Annotated in this window: 25 protein-coding genes; 10 read left to right on the top strand and 15 right to left on the bottom strand. The window is 70.3% G+C overall.

The window, feature by feature from the left end; translation table 11 throughout:
* Positions 1-3: 3 nt before the first annotated feature.
* From QRY02_RS03775 to QRY02_RS03765, 3 genes are read right to left on the bottom strand one after another with little or no spacing between them, the layout of a single operon-like run.
* On the bottom strand, positions 4-657 hold the full coding sequence (locus QRY02_RS03775; RefSeq protein ID WP_285990084.1) for a response regulator: 654 nt from the start codon (positions 655-657) through the stop codon (positions 4-6).
* Positions 654-1,886: a sensor histidine kinase gene (locus tag QRY02_RS03770; RefSeq protein WP_285990083.1), complete on the bottom strand. Its 1,233-nt coding sequence runs from the start codon at positions 1,884-1,886 to the stop codon at positions 654-656. The genes QRY02_RS03775 and QRY02_RS03770 overlap by 4 nt, the downstream gene beginning before the upstream one ends.
* Positions 1,887-1,943: 57 nt before the next feature.
* Positions 1,944-2,408: an Lrp/AsnC family transcriptional regulator gene (locus tag QRY02_RS03765; RefSeq protein WP_285990082.1), complete on the bottom strand. Its 465-nt coding sequence runs from the start codon at positions 2,406-2,408 to the stop codon at positions 1,944-1,946.
* A gap of 109 nt (positions 2,409-2,517) precedes the next feature.
* Between QRY02_RS03765 and QRY02_RS03760 the strand changes: the two genes are divergently transcribed.
* Entirely contained in the window at positions 2,518-3,435 is a 918-nt protein-coding gene (locus tag QRY02_RS03760) for a DMT family transporter (protein ID WP_285990081.1), read from the top strand.
* Here the strand turns inward: QRY02_RS03760 and QRY02_RS03755 are convergent.
* Positions 3,429-3,968, bottom strand: a complete 540-nt coding sequence (locus QRY02_RS03755; RefSeq protein WP_285990080.1) for a snapalysin family zinc-dependent metalloprotease — start codon at positions 3,966-3,968, stop codon at positions 3,429-3,431. The two genes, QRY02_RS03760 and QRY02_RS03755, sit on opposite strands and share 7 nt — an antisense overlap.
* A 184-nt stretch (positions 3,969-4,152) precedes the next feature.
* Here QRY02_RS03755 and QRY02_RS03750 point away from each other — a divergent pair, with 184 nt between their 5' ends.
* On the top strand, positions 4,153-6,099 hold the full coding sequence (locus QRY02_RS03750; RefSeq protein ID WP_285990079.1) for an ABC1 kinase family protein: 1,947 nt from the start codon (positions 4,153-4,155) through the stop codon (positions 6,097-6,099).
* Here the strand turns inward: QRY02_RS03750 and QRY02_RS03745 are convergent.
* Positions 6,023-6,388: a hypothetical protein gene (locus QRY02_RS03745; RefSeq protein WP_285990078.1), complete on the bottom strand. Its 366-nt coding sequence runs from the start codon at positions 6,386-6,388 to the stop codon at positions 6,023-6,025. The genes QRY02_RS03750 and QRY02_RS03745 overlap by 77 nt on opposite strands.
* A gap of 214 nt (positions 6,389-6,602) precedes the next feature.
* Complete coding sequence (locus QRY02_RS03740; RefSeq protein ID WP_285990077.1) at positions 6,603-6,935, bottom strand: YnfA family protein; 333 nt, start codon at positions 6,933-6,935, stop codon at positions 6,603-6,605.
* Positions 6,936-6,952: 17 nt separating this feature from the next.
* Here QRY02_RS03740 and QRY02_RS03735 point away from each other — a divergent pair, with 17 nt between their 5' ends.
* Entirely contained in the window at positions 6,953-7,747 is a 795-nt protein-coding gene (locus QRY02_RS03735; protein WP_285990076.1) for a DUF4184 family protein, read from the top strand.
* On the opposite strand, the gene QRY02_RS03730 is transcribed toward QRY02_RS03735, so the two are convergent.
* Genes QRY02_RS03730 through QRY02_RS03700 form a run of 7 tightly spaced genes read right to left on the bottom strand, consistent with a single transcriptional unit; the run spans position 7,737 to position 14,200 of the window.
* Positions 7,737-8,138, bottom strand: coding sequence for a metal-sulfur cluster assembly factor (locus QRY02_RS03730; RefSeq protein ID WP_013224702.1), 402 nt, complete (start codon positions 8,136-8,138; stop codon positions 7,737-7,739). The genes QRY02_RS03735 and QRY02_RS03730 overlap by 11 nt on opposite strands.
* Positions 8,135-8,584, bottom strand: coding sequence for a Fe-S cluster assembly sulfur transfer protein SufU (sufU, locus tag QRY02_RS03725; protein ID WP_285990075.1), 450 nt, complete (start codon positions 8,582-8,584; stop codon positions 8,135-8,137). Before sufU ends, QRY02_RS03730 begins: the two co-directional genes overlap by 4 nt.
* Entirely contained in the window at positions 8,581-9,870 is a 1,290-nt protein-coding gene (locus tag QRY02_RS03720) for a cysteine desulfurase (protein WP_285990074.1), read from the bottom strand. The genes sufU and QRY02_RS03720 overlap by 4 nt, the downstream gene beginning before the upstream one ends.
* A 42-nt stretch (positions 9,871-9,912) precedes the next feature.
* Positions 9,913-10,683, bottom strand: coding sequence for a Fe-S cluster assembly ATPase SufC (gene sufC / locus QRY02_RS03715; RefSeq protein WP_285990073.1), 771 nt, complete (start codon positions 10,681-10,683; stop codon positions 9,913-9,915).
* A gap of 33 nt (positions 10,684-10,716) precedes the next feature.
* Entirely contained in the window at positions 10,717-11,889 is a 1,173-nt protein-coding gene (sufD, locus tag QRY02_RS03710; RefSeq protein ID WP_285990072.1) for a Fe-S cluster assembly protein SufD, read from the bottom strand.
* A 2-nt stretch (positions 11,890-11,891) separates the two neighbouring features.
* Complete coding sequence (sufB, locus tag QRY02_RS03705) at positions 11,892-13,340, bottom strand: Fe-S cluster assembly protein SufB (RefSeq protein WP_285990071.1); 1,449 nt, start codon at positions 13,338-13,340, stop codon at positions 11,892-11,894.
* Positions 13,337-14,200, bottom strand: coding sequence for a helix-turn-helix transcriptional regulator (locus tag QRY02_RS03700; RefSeq protein WP_502874183.1), 864 nt, complete (start codon positions 14,198-14,200; stop codon positions 13,337-13,339). Before QRY02_RS03700 ends, sufB begins: the two co-directional genes overlap by 4 nt.
* Before the next feature lie 120 nt (positions 14,201-14,320).
* On the opposite strand from QRY02_RS03700, the gene mptB reads away from it, so the two are divergent.
* The 4 genes from mptB to QRY02_RS03680 all read left to right on the top strand — a co-directional run bounded on the left by mptB (position 14,321) and on the right by QRY02_RS03680 (position 17,979).
* Positions 14,321-15,952: a polyprenol phosphomannose-dependent alpha 1,6 mannosyltransferase MptB gene (gene mptB / locus QRY02_RS03695; protein ID WP_285993757.1), complete on the top strand. Its 1,632-nt coding sequence runs from the start codon at positions 14,321-14,323 to the stop codon at positions 15,950-15,952.
* Between the two features lie 6 nt (positions 15,953-15,958).
* Complete coding sequence (locus QRY02_RS03690; RefSeq protein WP_285990070.1) at positions 15,959-16,885, top strand: ABC transporter ATP-binding protein; 927 nt, start codon at positions 15,959-15,961, stop codon at positions 16,883-16,885.
* Positions 16,882-17,667 carry an ABC transporter permease gene (locus QRY02_RS03685; protein ID WP_285990069.1) on the top strand — a complete coding sequence of 262 codons (786 nt, stop codon included), beginning with the start codon at positions 16,882-16,884 and terminating at the stop codon, positions 17,665-17,667. The genes QRY02_RS03690 and QRY02_RS03685 overlap by 4 nt, the downstream gene beginning before the upstream one ends.
* A gap of 117 nt (positions 17,668-17,784) precedes the next feature.
* Positions 17,785-17,979 (top strand): hypothetical protein, encoded by a 195-nt coding sequence (locus tag QRY02_RS03680; RefSeq protein ID WP_285990068.1) that lies wholly within the window; start codon positions 17,785-17,787, stop codon positions 17,977-17,979.
* A gap of 80 nt (positions 17,980-18,059) precedes the next feature.
* Here QRY02_RS03680 and QRY02_RS03675 read toward each other — a convergent pair whose 3' ends face one another.
* Complete coding sequence (locus tag QRY02_RS03675) at positions 18,060-18,911, bottom strand: hypothetical protein (RefSeq protein ID WP_285990067.1); 852 nt, start codon at positions 18,909-18,911, stop codon at positions 18,060-18,062.
* Between the two features lie 209 nt (positions 18,912-19,120).
* On the opposite strand from QRY02_RS03675, the gene QRY02_RS03670 reads away from it, so the two are divergent.
* From QRY02_RS03670 to QRY02_RS03660, 3 genes are all read left to right on the top strand, one after another.
* On the top strand, positions 19,121-19,342 hold the full coding sequence (locus tag QRY02_RS03670) for a hypothetical protein (RefSeq protein ID WP_285990066.1): 222 nt from the start codon (positions 19,121-19,123) through the stop codon (positions 19,340-19,342).
* 84 nt (positions 19,343-19,426) lie between these two features.
* Positions 19,427-20,392, top strand: a complete 966-nt coding sequence (locus QRY02_RS03665; protein ID WP_285990065.1) for a COX15/CtaA family protein — start codon at positions 19,427-19,429, stop codon at positions 20,390-20,392.
* A gap of 63 nt (positions 20,393-20,455) precedes the next feature.
* On the top strand, positions 20,456-21,385 hold the full coding sequence (locus tag QRY02_RS03660; protein ID WP_285990064.1) for an acyl-CoA desaturase: 930 nt from the start codon (positions 20,456-20,458) through the stop codon (positions 21,383-21,385).
* 378 nt (positions 21,386-21,763) lie between these two features.
* On the opposite strand, the gene QRY02_RS03655 is transcribed toward QRY02_RS03660, so the two are convergent.
* Entirely contained in the window at positions 21,764-22,966 is a 1,203-nt protein-coding gene (locus QRY02_RS03655) for a hypothetical protein (protein WP_285990063.1), read from the bottom strand.
* Between the last annotated feature and the right edge of the window lie 82 nt (positions 22,967-23,048).

Here is a 23,048-nt window from a genome sequence, read left to right as displayed (position 1 = left end):
GAATCAGCGCGACGGCGTCACGAAGCCCGAGTCGTACGCGCGGATCACCGCCTGGGTCCGGTCGCGCGCCCCGAGTTTCGCGAGCACGTTGCCCACGTGGGTCTTCACCGTCTGGACACCCACGTACAGCGCGCCCGCGATCTCCACATTGGACAGTCCGGCGGCCATCAGCCGCAGCACTTCGCGCTCGCGTTCGGTCAGCCCCGACGTGGCCAGGCCGTCGCCGGCCGGGGTGGAGGCGTGCTGGGCGGCCAGCCGGCGGATCGCCGCCGGGAACAGCAGCGATTCGCCGGTCACGACGGTCCGGATCGCCGCGACGATCTCCTCCGGCCGGGCGCGCTTGAGCAGGAAGCCGCTGGCTCCCGCGACGAGGGCGTCGTACACGTAGTCGTCGTTTTCGAAGGTGGTCACCACGATCACCTTCGGCGGGTCGTCCACGGCGGACATCAGATGGGTGGTGGCCCGGATCCCGTCCACCGCGGGCATCCGCACGTCCATCAGCACGACGTCGGGGCGCAGCCGGGCGACCAGCCCCGGCACCTCCGCGCCGTCGGCGGCCTCCCCGACCACCGAAAGGCCGTCCTCGCTGTCGACGATCGCCCGGAGCCCGGCCCGGATCAGCGGCTCGTCGTCGACCAGCAGCACGCGCACGCTCATCGCTCTCTCCCCCTCCCCCACGGCACCCGCACGACGACCTCCCACCGCCCGTCCACCGGCCCGGCCGACAGCTCACCGCCGAGCACCGCCACCCGCTCGGCCATCCCGCGCAGGCCCCGGCCGCCACCGGAGCGGCGCGGGCCGCTCCCCAGCGGGTTGGCGACCCGCGCGCGGAGCTCGTGCGCCGCGACGCCGACGACCACCGTCACCGGGACCCTACCGGCGTGGCGCACCGCGTTGGTCAGGCATTCCTGCAGGATCCGGTACACCTCGCGGGACACCACCGGCGGCACGGCGGCCAGGTCGCCGCCGAGGTCGGCGGTGACGTCGGTGCCGGCGAGCCGGGTCGTTTCGAGCAGCGCCGGCAGCGCGGCGAGCGTCGGCTGCGGTGCCCGGCCGGGCGCCTCCTCCCGCAGCAGGCCGAGGACGTGGTCGAGGTCGTCGAGCGCGGTGCGGGCGGACTCCTCGATGGCGCCGAGCGCCCGTTCGGTGAAGTCCGGGTCGGTGCGCAGCGTCCGCCGGGCGGCCCCGGCCTGGAGGGTGACGACGCTCAGGGCGTGCCCGACCGAGTCGTGCAGCTCCCTGGCCAGGCGGTTGCGTTCGGCGAGCTGCTCGGTCCGCCGTTCGAGCCGGGCGATCCGGTCGGCGGCGGTCGTCCCGAGCAGCCCGGCCGCCGCCCGGCGCAGCAGCCCGCCGGTCACGCTGACGGCGTAGACCAGCAGCACCAGGCCGAACAGGAGGACCACCGGCAGCCACGCCGAGGCCCAGCCCGCCGGCACGGTGACGGCGTCGCCCTCCCCGGTCCGGAAGAGCTCCCCGGTGAAGACGGCGTTGACCGACAGCCCGATCGCGACGGGGGCGGCGAGGCTGAAGAAGCTGACGACGAACCCGGCGCCGACGTGCAGCACGTACATCACCGCGGCGCGCAGCCGGCCCTGGAGGGTGTGCGGTTTCGCGGGCGCGTCCGGCACCGGGTCGTCGAGCAGCTCGCGGACCGCGGTGGACTCCAGGACGTGGACGGCGGGCAGGAACGCCGTCCCGGCCAGGACGGCCAGGGTGAGCAGGCCGCCGACGACCACGACCCGTTCCGGCGTGACGAGGAACGGCGGCAGCGACGGCACGGCGACCGCGGCGAACAGCAGGTAGGGCACGCTGATGGCGCCACCGAGGACGAGGTAGACCCAGCGGCGGTAGGTCGCCTTGCTCGTCAGGGGCCCGAAGATGCGCACCGGCCGATCTTCGCAGCCCGGCGCCCGGCCGTGCCTCCCTCTTGCGGTGGAACCGCCTCAGCCCTCGCTCTCGGCCGGGGTGACGACGGTGCGGCGGAAGTGGTTGAAGATGACGGAGGTCCGGACGTCGACGATCTCCCGGCGCTGGGTCAGCCGGTCGAGGACGAACCCGCTCAGCTGGTCGTTGTCGGCGACCGCGATGTGCAGCAGGAAGTCGTCGCTGCCGGACATGACGAACACCGACAGCACCTCGGGCAGGCCGGTCACGAAGGCGCGGAAGGATTCGATCACGGCCCGGTCGGGCGGCCGCAGCCGCACGGCGACCATCGCCTGCACGGGCCGGCCGATCTTCTTCAGGTCGACGTCGACGGTGTGCCCGCGCACGATCCCGCGCCGGGTGAGGTCCCGCACCCGTTCGAGGCAGGTGGACTGCGCGATGTGCAGGCGGCGGGCGAGTTCCTTGTTGGTCTGCTTGGCGTCCTCCTGGAGGAGGGTCAGCAGCGCCGTGTCAAGTTCGTCCATCGGGCCGTTCTCCGCTTCGGAGACTCGTGATATTCGGCCTTGTGCTCATTGCGCCGAATCTAGCACGGTATTTGTCGTTCTCTTGCTGCCCGTTGTTTACCGTGACGCCATGATCACCGATTCGCCTCGCCTGGGTCTGTCCGTGTCCGCCGTCCTGGGGGCGGCGCTGATCTGGAGCAGTTCGTTCGCGGTCACCAAGGTGGCGCTGGCGGAGGTCCCGCCGATGACACTGGGCGCGCTGCGGTTCGCGCTGGCGGCGCTGATCCTCGGGGTGGCGGTGCACACGGGCCCGGACCGCCGTCGCCTGCCCTCACCCCGGGAGCGGCTGTTCATCGGCTCGGCGGGCCTGCTGGGGATCACCGCGTACTTCGCGCTGGAGAACGTCGGCGTCGACCTGGCGACGGCGTCCGACGCGACGCTGATCGTCGCTTCGTACCCGATTTTGACGCTGGTCCTGTCCGGCCGCGCCGAATTTTCCCCGGTTCGGCTGACGGGCATGCTGCTGACGATGGGGGGCGTCTGCCTGGTGGTCCGGGGCAACGGCACGCATTCGCTGTGGGGCGACGTGTTCTTGATCGCGGGCGGAGCGGCCTGGGCGGCGTACAACATCCTGGCGCGGCGGGACCGATCCGGGGCTTCGCCGATCGTGGTGACGTATTACCAGACCCTCGCCGGGGCGGCCGGGTTCGTCCTGCTGTCACTATCCGAAGTGGACCGTTGGGTGGTGCCGAGCGGGGCGAACGTGCTGCGGATCGCGTTCTTGGCGGGGTTGTGTTCGGTGGCGGGGTTCTTGTTGTACAACTACGGCCTCCGGCGGCTGGAGGCGAGCGTCGCGGTGAACCTGCTGAACGTCGTCCCGGTGGCGGGGCTGGTGTGGGCGGTGGTGCTGGCCGGGGAACGGCTCGCGCTGGTGCAGGTGCTCGGCGGAGCGGTGGTCATCGCCGGCGTGACACTGGGTCTGCACCGGAAGACCGGAGGCAGCCTTCGGCGAACCGACACCGAAGGCCACCTCGAGTCAGCTCAGTAGGCGACCGCGCGGCTCTCCGCCGCCGCCACCAACCCGTTGACCCACAACGACTGCACCTTCGCCGCCTCGGCCGCGGACGGCTTGGCGTTCTTGCACGCCGTGCCCGGCCCGTGGCCCGACATCAGCTCCGTGCACGGGCCGCTGTAGTGGTCCGGCAGGCCCAGGTTGTGCCCCAGTTCGTGGGCGGCGATGCGGGTCGGGTCGAAGCCCTCCGCCACCTGGCTCGTGTCCAGGTAGATCTGCCCGCGCCCATGGCCGTTCGTGTTCGTGTACGAGCCGCCGCTGTGGATCTCGTGGAACACGATCGTGGCGCTCGTGTTCCGCTTGACCAGCTTCACGTCGGTGACGGCGGCGTTCCAGTTGGCCGCGCCCTGGTCGATCTGGGTGAGGTAGTCCGGGGCGCCCGACGAGCTGTAGTACAGCGTCGTGACCGCGGCCGCCGAAGCGGCCGGGGCGACGGCCAGGCCCAGGCCGAGCGAGGCGGCGACGACCGTGGCCAACGCCACGACCCGGCCGATCACGCGTCCGTTCATCGTGTCTCCTTCGTCCGATTCGCCAGAGCACTTCACCGTGGTTCGCGCGATCAGGTTAGAAGGCCACCACTGCCGGGACCACGGCCGAAAGTCGTTCCCCCGTGGGAGGGAGACCCCTCCCGCCGCCGCGTGAGCCGCCGGTGGCGGCCGCCGTGGTCTGCTCGTGCCCGGCGAAAGGGAACCGATGGACATCTTGCTGGGCCTGCTGACCCTCCCCCTGTACGTGCTCCTGCTGTGGCCGCTCGTCGCCGCGGCCCGGCGCGTGCTCGGCGTCCGGATCGGCACCGTGCGCGCCCTGTGCGCGGCCGCGTTCGGGTGGCTCGTCGCCGGCGGCATCGCGCAGGCGTTCCCCGGTTCGCTGCTGCGCAACGGCGGCGCGGCGATCGGCCTGCTGATCCCGTTGGCCGGCAGCGCTTTCCTCGCGACCCTGATCTTCCTGTTCGTCGTCGAGATGGCGCTGCCGCACGGCGTCGGGCTCGGCCGGCTGCGCGGCCGGTTTTCCCGCACCCGCCGGTACGCGCAGATCAGCCGGATCGCGGTCAAGCACGGCCTCGGCCGCTACCTGACCGGCCGCCGCGAACCCGGCCTCGCGCCGGGCCGGCACGCCAAGCTCGCGCGGTCCCTGCGCCGCGCTCTGGAAGAGGGCGGCGTGACGTTCGTGAAGCTCGGCCAGCTGCTCTCCACCCGCGCGGACCTGCTGCCCCCGGTGTTCGCCGACGAGCTCGCCCGGCTGCAGGACCAGGTCGCGCCCGCCCGCGCCGACGCCGTGTGGGCCCTGCTGGCCGACGAACTCGGCGGCTCCCCCGACGACGTCTTCGCCGAGTTCGACCCCGAACCACTGGCCGCCGCGTCGGTCGCGCAGGTCTACCGCGCGAAGCTGCGCAGCGGCGAAGACGTCGTGGTCAAGGTGCAGCGGCCGGGCGTGCGGGAGCAGGCCGAACGCGACATCGCCATCGTCCGGCGCGTCGCCGCGGCCCTGGAGGACCGCGCGGACTGGGCGCGGTCGCTCGGCGTCGCCGAACTGGCCGACGGGTTCGCCACCGCGCTGGCCGAGGAGCTCGACTTCACCATCGAAGCCCGCAACATCACCGCCGTCGCCGCCACCGGCTCCCCGGACGTCGGGCTGCCGAAGGTCCACAAGGGACTCTCCACCGACCGCGTGCTGGTCATGTCCCGGCTGACCGGCCGGCCGCTCACCGCGGCGAAGGACACGCTGCCCGCGGCCGAGCGCAAGCGGCTCGCGCGGTCACTCCTGCGGTGCCTGCTCGACCAGGTGATGATCGGCGGCGTCTTCCACGCCGACCCGCACCCGGGCAACCTCATGCTGCTGGGCGACGGCCGCCTCGGCCTGCTCGACTTCGGCTCGGTCGGCCGGCTCGACAGCGGGCTGCGCGGCGGCCTGCAAAACCTCCTGCTCGCCCTGGACCGCGGCGACCCGGCGGGCCTGCGCGACGGGCTCCTCGAAATCGTCGACCGCACCGGCGAAATCGACGAACAGCGCCTCGAACGCGCCCTCGGTGCCCTGGTCGCCCGGCACTTCGGCCCCGGCCGCACCCCGGACCTCGACCTGTTCACCGGCCTGTTCCGCGTGGTCGCGGACTTCCGGCTCAGCGTCCCCCCGCCGGTGGCCGCGGTGTTCCGCGCGCTGGCCACGGTCGAGGGCACGCTGGCCGCGCTGGATCCCGGCTTCGACGTCGTCGCCGAGTCCCGCGCGTTCGCCGTCGAGCAGGTCGGCGCCGGGCTGCGGCCGGGCTCGCTCGGCCGCACGGCGGTCGGCGAGCTGACGGCGCTGCTGCCGGTGCTGCGCCGCATCCCCCGCCGCATCGACCGGATCGGCGCGGCCCTGGAGGAGGGCCGGCTGTCGGTGAACGTCCGGCTGTTCTCCGACGAGCGCGACCGCGAGGTGGTCACCGGCCTGGTCCACGAGATCCTGCTGGCCTTCACCGGCGCGGCGACCGGGCTGATGGCGGTGCTCCTGCTGACCGGCTCGGGCGGCCCGCGCATCGCCGCGGACCTGACGCTGCACCAGGTGTTCGGCTACAACCTGCTGGTGATCAGCGCCCTGGTGGGACTGCGGCTGCTCTTCGTCGTGTTCCGGCGTTCCGGACGAGCGTCACGACCAGCCCGGTGAAGCCGGCGAAGAACAGGACCGCGCCGCCGAGCAGCCACCAGCGCAGCGCGGGGTACATCGTGTCTTCGAACGGCGCGCCCGGCAGGCCCGCGTCGGTGAAGGCGGTCGTGCGGGGCAGCGGCGCCGGGCGGACGACCCCGCCGGTGCCGACCACGAACCCGGTGACCGCGGAAAGCGGCGCGACGCCGAGGAAACGCGAATCGCGGGCTCGGCCGGCCGTCCACCGACAGCCGGCCGCCGGTGCAGCAGGCGACGACGTCCCCGGCGACCGCGACGACCCGGAAGACACTGAGCCCGGAACTGTCCGGGTGGGCGAACGCACCACGGTCGGACATGACCACGTCCCCGCGGTGGACCTCTTCGCCATCGCGGGCGCGCACGACGGCGCCACGAGGATGCACACCACGAGGGCGGGCGAGATCCGGCGCGGCTTCGGCGATCCGGGTGGCGCCGGCGGGAACGCGGGTTCGGTCACGACGATCATCGCCCGCCCACCTGCGCCGTTACCCCGCGCGCGGCGCGTACATGATCACCGCGACCCCCGCCAGGCACAGCAAAGCGCCGATGACGTCGTAGCGGTCCGGGCGGTAGCCGTCCGCGACCATGCCCCAGGCCAGCGAGCCCGCCACGAACACCCCGCCGTACGCGGCGAGGATGCGGCCGAAGTGGGCGTCCGGCTGGAGGGTGGCCACGAAGCCGTACACGCCCAGCGCCACGATCCCGCCGCCGATCCACAGCAGACCACGGCTTTCGCGGATGCCTTGCCAGATCAGCCAGGCGCCGCCGATTTCGCACACCGCCGCGGCCAGGAACAGGAGGATCGACCGCAGGACCACTCCGGGATACTAACCTCGTGCCGTTCACGCTGAGTCATCCCGCCGCCGTGCTCCCCCTGGCGCGACGTCCGCTGGTGCCCTCGGCGCTCGTCGCCGGGTCGGTCGCGCCCGACCTCTTCTGGTTCGTGCCGCGGCTCCACAGCGTGGGCCTGACGGACACCCACGAATTCACCGCGGTCCTGTGGCTCGACCCGCTCATCGCGCTCGTCCTGCTGGCCGTGTTCCATGTCCTGCTCAAGCGGCCGCTGCTGGCATTGGCGCCCGGACCACTCGCCGGCCGGCTTCCCCGCCACTTCGACTGGCGGAAGCCGCACTGGATCGCCCTTTCACTGGTGCTCGGCGCCGCCACGCACGTCGGCTGGGACGCCTTCACCCACGAAAGCGGCGGGCCGGCGTTCCTGCGGACCCCGCTCGTCACCGGCGTCGACGTCGGCCGGCTGATCCAGCTGGTCAGCACCATCGCCGGTGCCGCGATCCTCGCCTGGTGGCTGTGGCGCTGGTACCGCACCGCGCCGGTCGCGCCGGCACCGCCGGGCACCCGCCACCGCAGGGCCGTCGCCGCGTTCCTGGCGGCCGGCACGCTCACCGGCGGGCTCCTCGAAGTGCTGCCGTTCCTGGCCGACCACGACCCGATGACCCGCGCCGGCGTCGTCGGCAACGCCACTTACCTGCTCGTCACCGGTTCCTGCAGCGGGTTCTTCGCCGCCCTCGTGCTCTACGCGCTGGCCTGGCACGCGCGGTATATGGCGTTATACGCAAAGCGGGCCACCTCGGAAGGTGACCCGCTCGACGCGAACGAACTCAGACGGTGAAGCCGAGGGCGCGCAGCTGCTCGCGGCCGTCCTCGGTGATCTTCTCCGGGCCCCACGGCGGCATCCAGACCCAGTTGATCCGGAAGTCCTTGACCAGCCCGCCGGAGGTCAGCGCCGCCGACGTCTGGTCTTCGATGACGTCGGTCAGCGGGCAGGCCGCCGACGTCAGCGTCATGTCGATGGTCGCGGTGTTGTCCGGCTCGACGCGGATGTCGTAGACCAGGCCGAGGTCGACGACGTTGATGCCGAGCTCGGGATCGACGACGTCGCGCATGGCCTCTTCGACGTCCTCGAGCTTGGCGAGGTCGAGGTCCTGCGTCGCGGTGGTCTCGGCGTCGAGGTCGGCGGCGGTCCGGCCCTCGCGAGCGTCGGTGGCGGTGTCTTCGGTCATGCCTGTCCATCTCCACTGGTCGTCCGGGCGACGGCGTCCTTGAAAGCCATCCAGCCGAGGAGGGCGCACTTGACGCGGGCCGGGTACTTGGCGACGCCCGCGAAGGCGATCCCGTCCTCCAGCACGTCCTCGTCCGGCTCGATCTTTCCCTTGCCCTGCATCAGTTCCACGAAGGCGTCCATGGTGGTGAACGCTTCTTCGAGTGTGTGGCCGACGACGAGGTCCGTCATGACCGACGTCGAGGCCTGGCTGATCGAGCAGCCCTGGCCGTCGTAGGAGACGTCGGTGACCTTCCCGTCGTCGAGCTTGACCCGCAGCGTCACCTCGTCGCCGCAGGTCGGGTTGACCTGGAACGACTCGGCGTCGAACGGGTCGCGCAGGCCGCGGCCGTGCGGGTTCTTGTAGTGGTCCAGGATGATCTCCTGGTACATGCTCTCCAGGTTCACCGGGCCACTCCGAAGAACTTCTGCGCCTCTCGCACCCCTGCCACCAGTGCGTCCACTTCGGACAGGTCGTTGTACAGGTAGAACGACGCCCGCACGGTCGCTTGGGCGTTGCACGCGCGGTGCAGCGGCCACGCGCAGTGGTGGCCGACGCGGACGGCGATGCCGAGGCTGTCGAGCACTTGGCCGGCGTCGTGCGGGTGCACCCCGTCGATCACGAACGACACCGTCGCGCCGCGGTCCTTCAGGTCCGTCGGCCCGATGATCCGCACACCCGCGATGGCGCCGATGCCCTCGATGGCCGCCGCGGCGAGCTCGTGCTCGTGCGCGGCGATCCGGTCCATGCCGATGGCCGAGAGGTAGTCGACGGCCGCGCCGAGGCCGATGGCCTGCGACGTCATCGGCACGCCCGCCTCGAACCGCTGCGGCGGCGGCGCGAAGGTGGAGCCCTCCATGCGGACCATCTCGATCATCGAGCCACCGGTGAGGAACGGCGGCATCGCTTCGAGGAGTTCGGTGCGGCCGTAGAGCACGCCGATGCCGGACGGGCCGAGCATCTTGTGCCCGGAGAACACCGCGAAGTCGACACCCAGCGCGTGGAAGTCGACGGCGAAGTGCGGCACCGACTGACACGCGTCGAGCACGGTCAGCGCGCCGACGGCCTTCGCCTTCTCGACGAGCAGCGAGACGGGGTTGACCGTGCCGAGCACGTTCGACTGGTGCGCGAACGCGACGACCTTGGTCTTCGAGGTGATCAGCTCGTCCACATCGGACAGATCGAGGCGGCCCTCGGGAGTCACCTTGAACCACTTCAGCGTGGCACCGGTGCGCTGGCACAGCTGCTGCCACGGCACGAGGTTCGCGTGGTGCTCCATCTCGGTGATGACGATCTCGTCACCCGGGCCGACCACGAACCGCGAAGCTTCGGGACCGGCCGTGGCGGCGTTGCTCATCGAGTACGCGACGAGGTTGATGCCCTCGGTCGCGTTCTTGGTGAACACCAGCTCCTCGGGGTCGGCGCCGACGAACTCCGCGATCTTCGCGCGCGCGGACTCGTAGGCGTCCGTCGCCTCTTCGGACAGCTGGTGCGCACCGCGGTGGACGGCGGCGTTCGACGTGAAGACGTAGTCGCGTTCGGCGTCGAACACCGCGGTCGGGCGTTGCGAGGTCGCCCCGGAGTCCAGGTACACCAAGGGTTTCCCGTCGCGGACGGTGCGCGACAGGATGGGGAAGTCGGCCCGCAGGGCCGCCACGTCGAGTGGCACAGAGCTGGCCGAGGTGGTGGTCATCGGGCCGACTCCTCTCATTCTCGGTGTCCTACTGGGAAAACGTCAGAGCGCGGCCGGCTCGGGCTTGCCGGCGTACTTGACGTAGCCGTGCTCCTCCAGCTCGTCGGCCAGCTCCTTGCCGCCCGACTCGACGATCTGGCCGCCGGCGAAGACGTGCACGAAGTCCGGCGTGATGTGCCGCAGGATCCGGGTGTAGTGCGTGATCAGCATGACGCCGACCTCGCTGTTGGCCTTGTAGTCGTTCACACCCTGGGAGACGACGCGCAGGGCGTCGACGTCGAGGCCGGAGTCGGTCTCGTCGAGGATGGCGAACTTCGGCTTGAGGAGCGCCAGCTGCAGGATCTCGTGGCGCTTCTTCTCGCCGCCGGAGAAGCCCTCGTTGACCGAGCGCTCGGCGAACTCCTGCGAGATCTCGAGCTTGCCCATCTCCTCCTTGACCTCCTTGACCCACTGGCGCAGCTTGGGAGCCTCGCCGCGGACCGCGGTGGCCGCGGTGCGGAGGAAGTTGGACATGGACACGCCGGGCACCTCGACCGGGTACTGCATGGCCAGGAACAGGCCGGCGCGGGCGCGCTCGTCGACGCTCATCTCGAGGACGTTCTCGCCGTCGAGCAGCACCTCGCCGGAGGTCACCTGGTACTTCGGGTGGCCGGCGATCGCGTAGGACAGGGTGGACTTGCCGGAGCCGTTGGGGCCCATGATCGCGTGCGTCTCGCCCGACTTGATGGTCAGGTTCACGCCCTTGAGGATCTCCTTGGCGCCTTCGTCGGTGTCGACCGAGGCGTGCAGGTCCTTGATTTCCAGGGTAGCCATTCTTCGTTTCCTAAAAGTCTGCGGTGGGCGGCGTCAGGCGCCGACGGCTTCGAGCTCGGCCTCGATCGCGGCTTCGAGGCGCTCGCGCACCTCGGGGACGTCGATCTTCACCAGGATCTCGTGGAAGAACCCGCGCACGACCAACCGGCGGGCGGCTTCTTCGGCGATTCCGCGCGACTGGAGGTAGAACAACTGCTCGTCGTCGAACCTTCCCGTCGCGCTCGCGTGGCCGGCGCCTTCGATCTCGCCGGTCTCGATCTCGAGGTTCGGCACCGAGTCCGCGCGGGCACCCGGTGTGAGCACCAGGTTGCGGTTGAACTCGTAGGTGTCGGTGGCTTCGGCCGCGGCGCGGATCAGCACGTCGCCGATCCACACGGTGTGCGCGCCTTCGCCCTGCAGCGCGCCCTTGTAGCCCACGCGCGACTTGCAGTTCGGCACCGCGTGGTCGACGAAGAGGCGGTGTTCCTGGTGCTGGCCGCCGTCGGCGAAGTAGACGCCGAGCATCTCGACGTCGCCGCCCTTGTCGGCGAAGGTCGCCGTCGGCGAGACGCGGACCAGGTCACCGCCCAGGGTGATGACCGTGTGCTTGAGCGAGGCGTCGCGGCCGAGCTTCAGGTGCTGCTCGGAGACGTGCACCGCGTCGTCGGCCCAGTCCTGGACGCTGACCACGGTGATCTTCGCGCCGTCGCCGATGACGAACTCGACGTTGTCGGCGTAGGTGCCGGAGCCGACGTGGTCGAGCACGATGAGAGCTTCCGCGAACGCCTCGGCGCGGACCTGCAGGTGCCCGTAGGCGACCTTGTCCTCGCCCGGGCCGTGGATGCGCAGCACCGACGGCTTGGACGCCTTGGTCTCCTTGGGCACCGTCACGATGGTGGCCTTGGTGAACGAGGAGTACGCCTGGGCGGCGATGCGGTCGCTCGGGACGCCGGCCTGGCCCAGCCGCGGGTCGTCGCGGCCGACGGTCACGATGCCCAGCTCGGGCGCGGCGTCGGCGTCGAGGGTGATCTCGCCGGTGGCGACCGCGCTGCCGTCGTGCAGGCCGCGCAGCCGCTTCATCGGCGTGAAGCGCCAGTTCTCCTCACGGCCGCTCGGGACCTCGAAGGCCTCGACGTCGTAGGAGGTGAAGCGCTCCGCGCGGGAGGCCGCCGGAATGACGGCCCCCTCGCGCAGAGACTCCGAAACGTTGTTCTCGGTTACCGACATGACTAGCCGACGGACCCTTCCATCTGGAGCTCGATCAGGCGGTTCAGCTCGAGCGCGTACTCCATCGGCAGCTCACGCGCGATGGGCTCGACGAACCCGCGCACGATCATCGCCATCGCTTCGGCCTCGTCGAGGCCGCGCGACATCAGGTAGAACAGCTGCTCTTCGCTGACCTTGGACACCGTGGCCTCGTGGCCCATGGACACCTCGTCGTTGCGGATGTCCACGTACGGGTAGGTGTCCGAGCGCGAGATCGTGTCGACCAGCAGGGCGTCACAGACCACGCTGGAGCGCGAGTGGTGCGCCCGCTTCGCGACGCGGACCAGGCCGCGGTACGAGGTGCGGCCGCCGCCGCGCGCCACCGACTTCGACACGATCGTCGAAGAGGTGTACGGCGCGAGGTGCTCCATCTTGGCGCCCGCGTCCTGGTGCTGGCCCTCGCCCGCGAACGCGACCGAAAGGACCTCACCCTTGGCGTGCTCGCCCATGAGGAAGACCGACGGGTACTTCATCGTCACCTTGGAACCGATGTTGCCGTCGATCCATTCCATGGTCGCGCCCTCTTCGCACTTGGCGCGCTTGGTGACCAGGTTGTAGACGTTGTTCGACCAGTTCTGGATGGTCGTGTAGCGGCAGCGGGCGCCCTTCTTGACGATGATCTCCACGACCGCCGAGTGCAGCGAGTCGGACTGGTAGATCGGCGCCGTGCAGCCCTCGACGTAGTGCACGTACGCACCTTCGTCGACGATGATCAGGGTCCGCTCGAACTGGCCCATGTTCTCGGTGTTGATCCGGAAGTAGGCCTGCAGCGGGATGTCCACGTGCACGCCCTTCGGCACGTAGATGAACGAGCCGCCGGACCAGACCGCCGTGTTCAGCGCGGAGAACTTGTTGTCGCCGGCCGGGATGACCGAACCGAAGTACTCCTGGAACAGCTCCGGCTGCTCGCGCAGCGCGGTGTCGGTGTCCAGGAACAGGACGCCCTGCTTCTCGAGGTCCTCGCGGATCGAGTGGTAGACGACCTCGGACTCGTACTGGGCCGCGACACCGGCGACGAGGCGCTGCTTCTCCGCCTCGGGGATGCCGAGCTTGTCGTACGTGTTCTTGATGTCCTCGGGAAGGTCTTCCCAGCTCGCCGCCTGCTTCTCGCTGGAGCGGACGAAGTACTTGATGTTGTCGAAGTCGATCCCGGAGAGGTCGGCCCCCCAGTTGGGCATGGGCTTCTTCTCGAAGAGCTTGAGCGCCTTCAGTCGCGCTTCGCGCATCCACTCCGGCTCGGACTTCTTCCCGGAGATGTCGGTGACGACATCTTCGTTCAGCCCGCGACGGGCGCTGGCGCCCGCCTCGTCGGAGTCGGCCCAGCCGAACGCGTACTTGCCAAGGGACTCGATGGTCTCTTCCTGGCTCAGTGGCGCGGTGGTGGGAGTGCGCTGCTCGGCAGCGGCAGTCATGCGGGTTTCCCTCCATTCGGGATCCGTGCTGTGCGCCCCGGGAACAGCGGCTTCGCCGCCGCCCTCGAAGGCTCTGTGCTTGCCGGCTCGGGATGGGCCGGCTGACCCGCCGTGACGGGTACGTGGGTGGTGCACGCGGAGTCCCCGCGTGCGATGGTCGCCAGCCGCTGGACGTGGGTGCCCAGCAACTTGGCGAACGCCTCCGTCTCGGCCTCGCACAGCTGCGGGAACTCCGCGGCCACGTGGGCGACCGGACAGTGGTGCTGACAGAGCTGGGCCCCGGTGTTCTGTCCGGGACCGGGCGCTTCTTTCGAAGCTTGCAGCGCGCCGATCTGACGGGTCGACGCAGCGTAGCCTTCCCTGCTCAGCGCGGTCGCGAGGGCCTCCGCGCGCGACGCCGGATCACCCGGTCCGGTGATCGCGGAGCGGTGCGGGCCGACCAGCTTCTCGATGCGCTGCTCGGCGAAGGCGCGCACGGCGTCTTCACCGGCGTGCTCGGCCAGGAAGCGGATGGCGGAGACGGCGAGGTCGTCGTAGGCGTGCCCGAAGCGGGCGCGGCCGGGCTCGGTCAGCAGGAAGAGCTTCGCCGGGCGGCCCCGGCCCCGGGGGCCCCGCCGCGGCGCGTCCCGCGTCTCGGCTTCGCCATCCGCGAGAAGTGCGTCCAGGTGCCGGCGGACGGCGGTGGGGCTGATCCCGAGCTGCTCGGCGACCACGACGGCGGTCATGGGACCCTGTTCCAGCAGCAGCCGGGCGACCTCCTGGCGGGTCTTGCCATCGGCGCTGACCTGCGACGGAACGTGCGGGTGCTGGGCACGCGGCAGATCGCCGCCCGCCTGGTCGCCCGCCGCCGTCTTTTTCACAACACAAGTGTGTCTTATTTCCCCGCGGTCGGCAAAGGCGGGGTGTCCGGCAGTGACCCGACTCACTCGGGGGCGGACCGATACCCTGCACGCGTGGCAGTGGGCGAACAGGAACAGCAAGTGGCACGGCTCGAAACCGGGAGTGCCCACCCGGTGACGCTCTCCCCGGTCCACCCCCGCGAACCGCTGCCCCTGGAGGCCGACGAACAGCGCGGGCTGAACGTCGTCCGCCGGTTCGGCACGGTCGGGTCGCTCTTCCTCGCGCTCGGCTCCCTCGGCGCCGGCGCCGCCCCGGTGATCAACCCGGTGCAGGAGATCCCGGTGCTGCGGCTGTTCACCCGGATCCCGACGGTGTCGCTGGCCATCGCCATCTCCGGGATGGGCATCCTGGTGCTGAGCTGGCTGATGCTCGGCCGGTTCGCCCAGCCCAGCCGCACGCGGCTGGCGTCACAGGGCCAGCTCGCGCGCACCATCGCGCTGTGGGTGCTGCCGCTGCTGGTCATCCCGCCGCTGTTCTCGCGCGACGTCTACAGCTACCTGGCGCAGAGCGAGATCGTGCACCGCGGGATGGACCCCTACACCCTCGGCCCGGCGCAGGCCCTCGGCGTCGCGGACAAGTTCACCGCCGGCGTGTCGAACATGTGGCGGGAGACGCCGGCGCCGTACGGGCCGGTCGTGCTGCGCCTCGGCGGCTGGCTCGCCCCGCTGGCCGGCAACAGCATCGCGGTCGGCGTGCTGCTTCAGCGCGTGCTCGCGCTGGCCGGCGTGGTCCTCATCGTCTGGGCGCTGCCGCGGCTGGCGCGGCGGTTCGGCGTGCAGCCCGCGACCGCGCTGTGGCTCGGCGCCCTGAACCCGCTGCTGATCTTCCACTTCGTGGCCGGCGCCCACAACGACGCGCTCGCCGTGGGCCTGATGCTCGCCGGGCTGGAGGTGGGCATCCGGCGGCTGCCGATCCGGGTGAAGGGCGACACCCCACCCCCGCTCGCGCGCGGGGAGCTGCTGTACATCGGCCTCGGCGTCGCGATCATCACCCTCGGCGTCGCGGTGAAGCTGCCCGCGGTGTTCGCGTTGCCGTTCTTCGCCGTGATGGTGGCCCGGCGCTGGCACGGCCGGCTCAAGGACCTGTTCGTGGCCGGCGTGCCGATGGCGCTGTGGTTCGGCGTGGTCCTGGTGGCCGTCTGCTTCGGCACCGGGCTCGGCTTCGGCTGGTTCGGGGCGACGTTCAACACCCCCGGCCTGGTCCGTTCGTGGATCTCCCCCACCGCCGAGCTGGCCAACCTCTCCGGCGTCCTCGGCATCGCGCTCGGGCTCGGCAACCACACGAACGCGCTCGTGCCCATCCTCGGCGCGCTCGGCTACCTCGTCGCCGTCGGGATCACCTTCAAGTTCCTCTGGGACAGCTTCAAGTGGCGCTACCGGCCGATCATCGGGCTCGGCGTCTCGATGGGCGCGGTGATGATCCTGCAGATCAACCTGCAGCCCTGGTACGTGCTCTGGGCGGTGATCCCGCTCGCCGCCGCGGCCGGGACGTCGCGGTTCCGGGTGGCGGCGGCGGTGCTGTCGGCCGCCCTGCCGTTCCTCCTCCCGCCCACCGGCAGCACCTTCGACGGCCGCCCGTACGTGCTGCCGTTCGCCTACGTCGCGGCGATCGTCGTCTGCGGCGGCGGGATGCTGATCGTGCGGCGGCTCGCGCCGGTGTTGCTCTCCCGGCCGTCCCCGCGGGTGCCCGCGCGGGCCGACGCCGTATCGTGACCCGATGTGAGTGTCCCCGCCGTCGAGATCACCGGGCTGGTCAAAAGCTACGGCTCCACCCGCGCGGTCGACGGCCTCGACCTGCGGATGGAGCGCGGCAGCCTGCTCGCCCTGCTCGGCCCGAACGGGGCCGGGAAGACCACCACCGTCGAGATCTGCGAAGGCTTCCTCCGCGCTGACGCCGGTTCGGTGCGCGTGCTCGGCCTCGACCCGGTCCGCGAGTCGGCCGCGCTGCGGCCCCGCGTCGGGATCATGCCCCAGGGCGGCGGCGCCTACCCCGGCGTCCGCGCCGACGAGATGCTGCGCCTGGTGGCGTCCTGCGCCGCGACCCCGCTGGACCCGGAGTGGCTGCTGGACGTCCTCGGGCTGGCCACCGTGCGGCGGACGCCGTTCAAGCGCCTCTCCGGTGGCCAGCAGCAGCGGCTTTCGCTGGCGTGCGCCCTGGTCGGGCGGCCGGAACTGGTGTTCCTCGACGAGCCGACGGCGGGCATGGACCCGCAGGCCCGGCGACTGGTGTGGGACCTGCTGGGCGCGCTGCGCGCCGACGGCGTCTCGGTGCTGCTGACCACGCACCTGATGGAGGAGGCCGAGGCGCTGGCCGACACGGTGGTGATCGTGGACCACGGCAAGGTCGTCGTGTCCGGCGCACCGCAGTCGCTGACGATGGACGAGACGGGCAACGCGGGGCTGCGCTTCAAGGCCCGCACGCGGCTCGACACGGCCCTGCTGACCGCGGCGCTGCCGGAGGGCTACACGGTGCGCGAGTCGGCGCCGGGGACGTACGTGGTGCTGGGCTCGGTCGACCCGCAGGTCGTGTCGACGGTGACGGCGTGGTGCGCGCAGCAGGGCGTGCTGCCGGAGGAACTGCAGGTCGGCAAGCGGACCCTGGAAGAGGTCTTCCTGGAGCTGACCGGACGGGAGCTGCGGGCATGAGCGTTTTCGAGCCCGGCGTTTTCGCTCCGGCGCCCGGACGGGGGTCCCTGGGCCGGATGCTGCGCACGCACGCGCGCGTCGAGGTGAGCCTGACGTTGCGCCACGGCGAGCAGGTGCTGCTGACGCTGTTGATCCCGCTGGCGTTGCTGATCGGGCTGTCCCTGCTGGACATCCTCCCGGCGTCTTCGCTCGGCTCGACGTCCAAAGTGGACTGGATCACGCCCCGGATCCTGGCGCTGGCGGTGATGTCGTCGGCGTTCACCGGCCAGGCGATCGCCCTCGGCTTCGACCGGCGCTACGGAGTGCTGAAGCGGCTCTCGGCCACGGCGCTGCCGCGCTGGCTGCTGGTGGCCGGGCGGCTCGCGGCCGCGCTGGTGGTCGTGGCCCTGCAGTCGGTGATCATCGGCGTGGTGGCGGCGTTCCTGGGCTGGTCGCCGTCGCTGTCCGGGCTGCTGTCGGCGGTCCTGCTGCTGGTGCTCGGAACGTTGGCGTTCGGGGCGCTCGGTGTGCTGCTGGGCGGCGCTTTGCGCGCGGAAGCCGTGCTGGCGCTGGCGAACATCGTGTGGTTCGCACTGCTGCTGGCGGGCGGGATCCTGCTGGCGCCGGCTTCCCTGCCCGCGGGGCTGGCGCGCGTGGTGGAACTGCTGCCGTCGGGCGCGCTGGCGGAGGGGATGCGAGCGGCACTGGTGGACGGGGCGTTCGCTCCCGGCCCGATGGCGGTGCTGGCGGTCTGGGCGGTTCTCGCGGGGGCGCTGGCTTCGCGCACGACGAAGCTCACCTGAGCGGGTTTGTAAGGGGTTTGTACGAGTCCCGTGTGGACGGGTAAAACTGACCTCACGCCCCGATGTCGCTCCTGAGAGGGTGCTGCGGTCAGGATCCGCACCCGAGGGGGCAGTCACATGGTTTCGAAAACGCGCGTCTTCTTGTTCATGCTGGTCATGCTCGCGGCGATGATCGGGCTGATCGTCCTGCTCGTGTCGCTCGGCGTCGCCGCCTTCTGGGTCAAGACCATCCCGGTCGCCGTGCTGCTGTTCGCCGGCATCTTCGCGCAGTCGATGGGGCTGTTCCAGAAGAAGGCCAAGAAAACCGAGTGACCTTGGACCCGCCGCGGTCGCGACTTGGCCCTTGCGGCCGCGGCGCCGGTAGCACTTCGGCAAATCGCAAGGAGAGCTGATCAATCCCACCGCCAGACTATGGCGATTCGGGCGCCCGGCAGCAGATTCCGCGCCGGCAACTCGGCGTAATTCGACGACGATACGGTCAACGCCCAGGGCGACCCGACGGGCGGCTCCTCGTACATCTCCGACTCGGACCCGCCCACGTACCCCCAGCACCTACTGGGAACGCTGTCAGCGGAGAATTGCACGCGAATCAGCACTTCACGGGCACCCTGACCACTGATGGTCGTCTCGGAGAAACTGGTGTATTGCGCCGGGTGTTCATATCGAGACCGGGTGGCGATGAATCCGTACTCGCCTTCGTCCAGCGGAGTCGCCAGCAGCACGTCGATCAATAGCACGTCGCCTTCTTCGGACGCGGTGACGAGCTTGACCTTGCCGATGGTGCAGTTGAGGTACGGCTGCACGTGGACCTTGCCACTACCGAGGTGCGTCTCCCCTCTACGCGCCGCGGCCCTGACTACATAGCGATCAACTCCGTCGCCCGTCGCCCTGATCCACCGTTCGGTGGTACGGGTTTCTCGCGTCCCCTTCCCGCTCACGAAGGAAGTGACCACCAGGCGATCCAGGTAGATCGGGTCCCAGAGGCCGTTGTGAGCTTCACCGCGCGGGAGTGGCGTCTTCTGCGTCGCCATCCACAAGGCCCGCAACTCGTCCACGTCGCCGGCCAGGAAGCGACCGACCTTCTCGACGAGGTTCCACGTTGGCACCCGTGCCCCCCGAAGCATCTCGTTGACTGTAGTGTGACTGATGCCACCGATCCCACCGGCGATCTTTCGGGTGCTCGGCTTCCCCGCCTTAAGATGCAACTTCCTCAAGGCTGCGGCAAGGGATTCTTCGGGAGTCATAGTCGCCACCTCCACAGAGACATCGCAAATCGTAACGACTTGTAAGATCATCGTAAACAACTGTAAGAATGATTCTTTTACATTGATCTTTCCTCGCCGCCATGCTTGGTTCGCATACTTCGCAGCGAACAAGGAATCGGCGAATGAACAAGAAGAATCGATCTTCGACCCGAGCCAGTCAGCCGCACACGTTGGTCACCGCTGGCGGAGTGGCGGTCGTCTCGCTCGGCGTGACGGCATGTCTGCTGGCGTGGCTGAGCGGGGAATCGCTCCCACTCGCGATCTTGACGTCCGGAGCCGCGATGGCGGCCTCGATGAACGCGCTTGTCGCCGTGGCCACTTTCCTCGCCGGCCACCCTCGCGACGACGAAGTCCGAGGCAAGGACGGCACGCGGAAGAACCAGGCACCGGAGCCCGGCAAGACCGAGTGACCTTGGTCCCTTGCGCCCGCCTCGCCGTTCTGGGCGCCCGGACCTGCCGAAAGCGCGTTTTCCGCGCGCTCTACCATCGATGCCGTGCCGTTCACCAGCCTCGTCGCCCGCCTGCCGTATCCCTCCGCCACTGTGCAGCGGGCCGTCGGGATCGCCGCGGTCCTCGCGCAGGCGCTGATCGGCGTCACCGGGTCCATCGTGCGCGTCACCGGGTCCGGGCTCGGCTGCCCGACCTGGCCCGAGTGCGTCGCCGGCAGCCTCGTGCCGAAGCACGACTCCGGGATCGACGCGCTCAACCAGTGGATCGAATTCGGCAACCGGCTGCTCACCGGCGTCGTCATCCTGGTCGCCGCCGTCGCGGTCGTCACCGCGTGGCGCGTGCAGATCGACCACCCGGGCCGCAAGCGCCTGGTCAAGCTGGCCTGGACGATGCCCGGCGGCGTCGTGCTGCAGGCCGTCGTCGGCGGCCTCACCGTGCTCGCGAAGCTGGAGTGGTGGACCGTGGCGATCCACTTCCTCGCGACCACCCCGCTCGTCTGGCTGGCCGTCCTGCTGCTGCGCGCGTTCCGCGAAGGCGACGAACCCGCGCGGCCGCTGGTCCCCGCCTCCGGCCGGGGCATCCTCGTCGCGCTCGCCGCCGTGATGTGGCTGGTGCTGGCGGCGGGCACCACGGTGACCGGCGCCGGCCCGCACAGCGGCGACCTCAACACCCACCGCCTCGACGCCCCGTTCGAGGCGCTCGCCCAGGTCCACGGCGGACTGCTGGTGCTCTACCTGCTGCTGCTCGCGGTGTTCGGCCTCCAGCTGCTGCGCGTCGGCGCCCCGAAGAGCCTCTGGCGGCGCTACACGGTGGTGTGGGTGGTCGCCGTCGCGCAGGGGGGTCTCGGTTCGCTGCAGTACGCGCTGGGCGTGCCGGAGGCGATGGTGTCGTTCCACGTCCTGGGCGCGATGGCGGTCATCGTCGCGACGGCGTCCCTGTGGACCGGCAGCCGCGACCGTGGCCCGGTGACATCGCTGGCAGCGGCGCCCCGCGAGCTCACGGCCGCCTGACGGCAACGCGGGCTTAACTCCGCGTCGGCGTGCGCGTCCCGGCCGTGTATTACTGTTCGCGCCATGACGTCGCGCACTGCGCCCAAGCCGCTCATCTCCCACCGCCGCGGCACCGGCGAGATGATCGTGCTCAAGACCTTCCTGCTGGTGCCGTTCGCGGCCCTGCTCATCGCGGTCCCGCTGGTCTGGGGCTGGGGCATGAGCTGGATCGACCTGATCCTCGCGGCGGCGTTCTACACGTTCGCGACGCTCGGGGTGACGGTCGGCTTCCACCGGTACTTCACCCACGGCGCGTTCAAGGCGTCGCGGCCCCTGCGGGTGGTCCTGGCCATCGCGGGCAGCATGGCGGTGCAGGGCTCGGTGATCTTCTGGGTGGCCAGCCACCGCCGCCACCACGCGTTCGCCGACCGCGAGGGCGACCCGCACTCGCCGTGGCTGTTCGGCACCTCCCCATCAGCCCTCCTGCGCGGCTTCTGGCACGCGCACATGGGCTGGATGTTCGGCCGCGAGGTGACCAACGCGGACCGCTTCGCCCCGGACCTGGTGGCGGACGCGGACGTCCGCTGGGTGAACCGCTACTTCTGGTTGTGGATCACGCTGAGCCTGGCCCTCCCGGCGGTGCTCGGTGGCCTGATCTCATGGTCCTGGTGGGGCGTCGTGACGGCGTTCTTCTGGGCGGGCCTGGTGCGCATCGCGTTCCTGCACCATGTCACGTGGTCGGTGAATTCGGTCTGCCACTTGATCGGCGAGCGGCCGTTCGCGAGCCGGGACAAGGCGGCGAACTTCTGGCCGCTGGCGTTGCTGTCGATGGGCGAGTCGTGGCACAACTCCCACCACGCTGATCCGACTTGTGCGCGGCACGGGGTGTTGCGGGGGCAGGTGGATGTTTCGGCGCGGGTGATCTGGGCGTTCGAGCGGTTCGGGTGGGCGACCGATGTGCGGTGGCCGCGAGCCGATCGGCTGGCCGCTAAGCGGGCCCAGGCCAGCTCGTAGCTACAGAGAGCCCCCGACCACATCGTAGTGCGCCAGCAGTGACACGAATGAGAAAGCGAAGCGCTCGATCGTGGCCGCCGCACTGCCTCTACCGTGAATCACCTTCCCACGACCCAAGGGAGATTCACTGTGGACCAGTGCAACAGCAATCGGCATGACAAAATCCCAATGCTTCTGGCAGTGATTGCGCTCGCCTCCGCGCTGAACGTGGCCAGTACTCCGGCTGCGACCAGGCAGGAGCCCGCGGGAGCGGCGGTCGCCGCGACCTCCGGCGGCGGCAACACTGGGAACAACATCGACCCCGCAGCATTTAGGAGTAACTAAACAAACCGATTCGCCGAAGAAGTAATGCTCGTGACCGAGGCGGGTTCACCTCGGTCACGAGCATTGCCACCGGAAAGCTATCCCGTAGTGCTCCCTCGGGTGGCACCCGTCGATGAAGGTGTGCCGGACGAATCCGTCCTCGATGGGAAGCAGGTGCGGATCACCGTCCGACGGGCGGCACCTTCGCTCGTATTCGGTTTGCTCCGCGTACCACCAGCAAGCTTCGGGTACGCACTTCTCGTCGAAAGTGACCTGAATCGTCAAACCGGCCACCGGCCTGCCGTCCGGAGCGCACACGCCGGGCGCGATGCCGTGGTGGTCGACATCGACGTTGATCCACGTGCACTGCTCGTCGAGTTCTGCGTCGAGCGCCTCGGACACGAAGGTGTACCGCTCGTCCCGGCGTAGCGGCCGGCGGAAGCGCAGGCGGGTCCGCATCGGGTCGCCCGGATGCATGCCGGGTGAAGCGACCAGCCGGCACGCCCACAGCGCCGTCACCGGGATCTCTTCCGGCTCGTGCGTCCAGCCGGTCAGTGCGTGCACGTTGTAACCGTCGACGCCGTCCTCGCAGGCGATGATGTCGCGTTCGGTGATGCGGCTGAGCACCGTTTTGCGGTGCATCACCACCGTGACGACCATGCGCTCGACGAAGACGGGTTGCGCCCCTTTGGATGCGGCCCGGGCTTTCCAGCCGACGCGGTCGTCGCTCGCGACCTCCGCCACCGCCCGCCCGATGTCGATGTAGAACCGCCAGCCCTGTTCGTCCAGCGAGACCAGTTTCCCCGCCAGGCACCCGGCCAGGTCGCCGACCGCCCGTCGCCAGGCCTTGTGCATCGGGGTGGTGGTGCTGGGCGGCGGATCGCCGAAGACGCCCCGCTGCCGCATCAGCTGTTTGAAGCGGTCGTCCAGCGTCGGCTTCCAGGTGGTCTCCCCCGGTGCGGGCGGAATCCGGAACGCCGCCATCAGGGTGTTGCGCCGGCGGGAGTCCCCCGCCGAGCCGAGCTTGCCGATCTCGTCGGCGACCAGACCCCATACGGCGAACGCGCGCGATTCGGGCGTCTCGACGGACAACATCGCTGACGGCGCCACCAAAGAGCGCAGCGCCACGGCCGACTGGCTCGCCGGTTCTTCGATCGCGTACCGGAGAAACCGGAGCGGTTCACCTTCTTTACGCGTCGCCAGCCAGCGCAGCGCGTCTTCGATCACCGCGGGCGAAGCCACCTCGGCGACGCGCTCGCGGTCCATAGGGATGGTCACGGCACCCTCCACCGACAATGATCGACAATTCCCCGGCAAGCCCGGGCAACGGCGAGATCTGCGGCGACAACCATCCGGCGAC

Source organism: Amycolatopsis sp. DG1A-15b (assembly GCF_030285645.1).
GTDB lineage: Bacteria > Actinomycetota > Actinomycetes > Mycobacteriales > Pseudonocardiaceae > Amycolatopsis.
Note: the sequence above shows the minus strand (reverse complement) of the source record. Positions and strands in the feature narration are given on the sequence as shown.

Excerpts from the sequence above, each read along its gene's own strand:
- QRY02_RS03775 (WP_285990084.1), bottom strand. The coding sequence starts at position 657 with ATGAGCGTGCGCGTGCTGCTGGTCGACGACGAGCCGCTGATCCGGGCC.
- QRY02_RS03765 (WP_285990082.1), bottom strand. The coding sequence starts at position 2,408 with ATGGACGAACTTGACACGGCGCTGCTGACCCTCCTCCAGGAGGACGCC.
- QRY02_RS03760 (WP_285990081.1), top strand. The coding sequence starts at position 2,518 with ATGATCACCGATTCGCCTCGCCTGGGTCTGTCCGTGTCCGCCGTCCTG.
- QRY02_RS03755 (WP_285990080.1), bottom strand. The coding sequence starts at position 3,968 with ATGAACGGACGCGTGATCGGCCGGGTCGTGGCGTTGGCCACGGTCGTC.
- QRY02_RS03750 (WP_285990079.1), top strand. The coding sequence starts at position 4,153 with ATGGACATCTTGCTGGGCCTGCTGACCCTCCCCCTGTACGTGCTCCTG.
- QRY02_RS03730 (WP_013224702.1), bottom strand. The coding sequence starts at position 8,138 with ATGACCGAAGACACCGCCACCGACGCTCGCGAGGGCCGGACCGCCGCC.
- QRY02_RS03720 (WP_285990074.1), bottom strand. The coding sequence starts at position 9,870 with ATGACCACCACCTCGGCCAGCTCTGTGCCACTCGACGTGGCGGCCCTG.
- sufC (WP_285990073.1), bottom strand. The coding sequence starts at position 10,683 with ATGGCTACCCTGGAAATCAAGGACCTGCACGCCTCGGTCGACACCGAC.
- sufD (WP_285990072.1), bottom strand. The coding sequence starts at position 11,889 with ATGTCGGTAACCGAGAACAACGTTTCGGAGTCTCTGCGCGAGGGGGCC.
- sufB (WP_285990071.1), bottom strand. The coding sequence starts at position 13,340 with ATGACTGCCGCTGCCGAGCAGCGCACTCCCACCACCGCGCCACTGAGC.
- QRY02_RS03685 (WP_285990069.1), top strand. The coding sequence starts at position 16,882 with ATGAGCGTTTTCGAGCCCGGCGTTTTCGCTCCGGCGCCCGGACGGGGG.
- QRY02_RS03680 (WP_285990068.1), top strand. The coding sequence starts at position 17,785 with ATGGTTTCGAAAACGCGCGTCTTCTTGTTCATGCTGGTCATGCTCGCG.
- QRY02_RS03675 (WP_285990067.1), bottom strand. The coding sequence starts at position 18,911 with ATGACTCCCGAAGAATCCCTTGCCGCAGCCTTGAGGAAGTTGCATCTT.
- QRY02_RS03660 (WP_285990064.1), top strand. The coding sequence starts at position 20,456 with ATGACGTCGCGCACTGCGCCCAAGCCGCTCATCTCCCACCGCCGCGGC.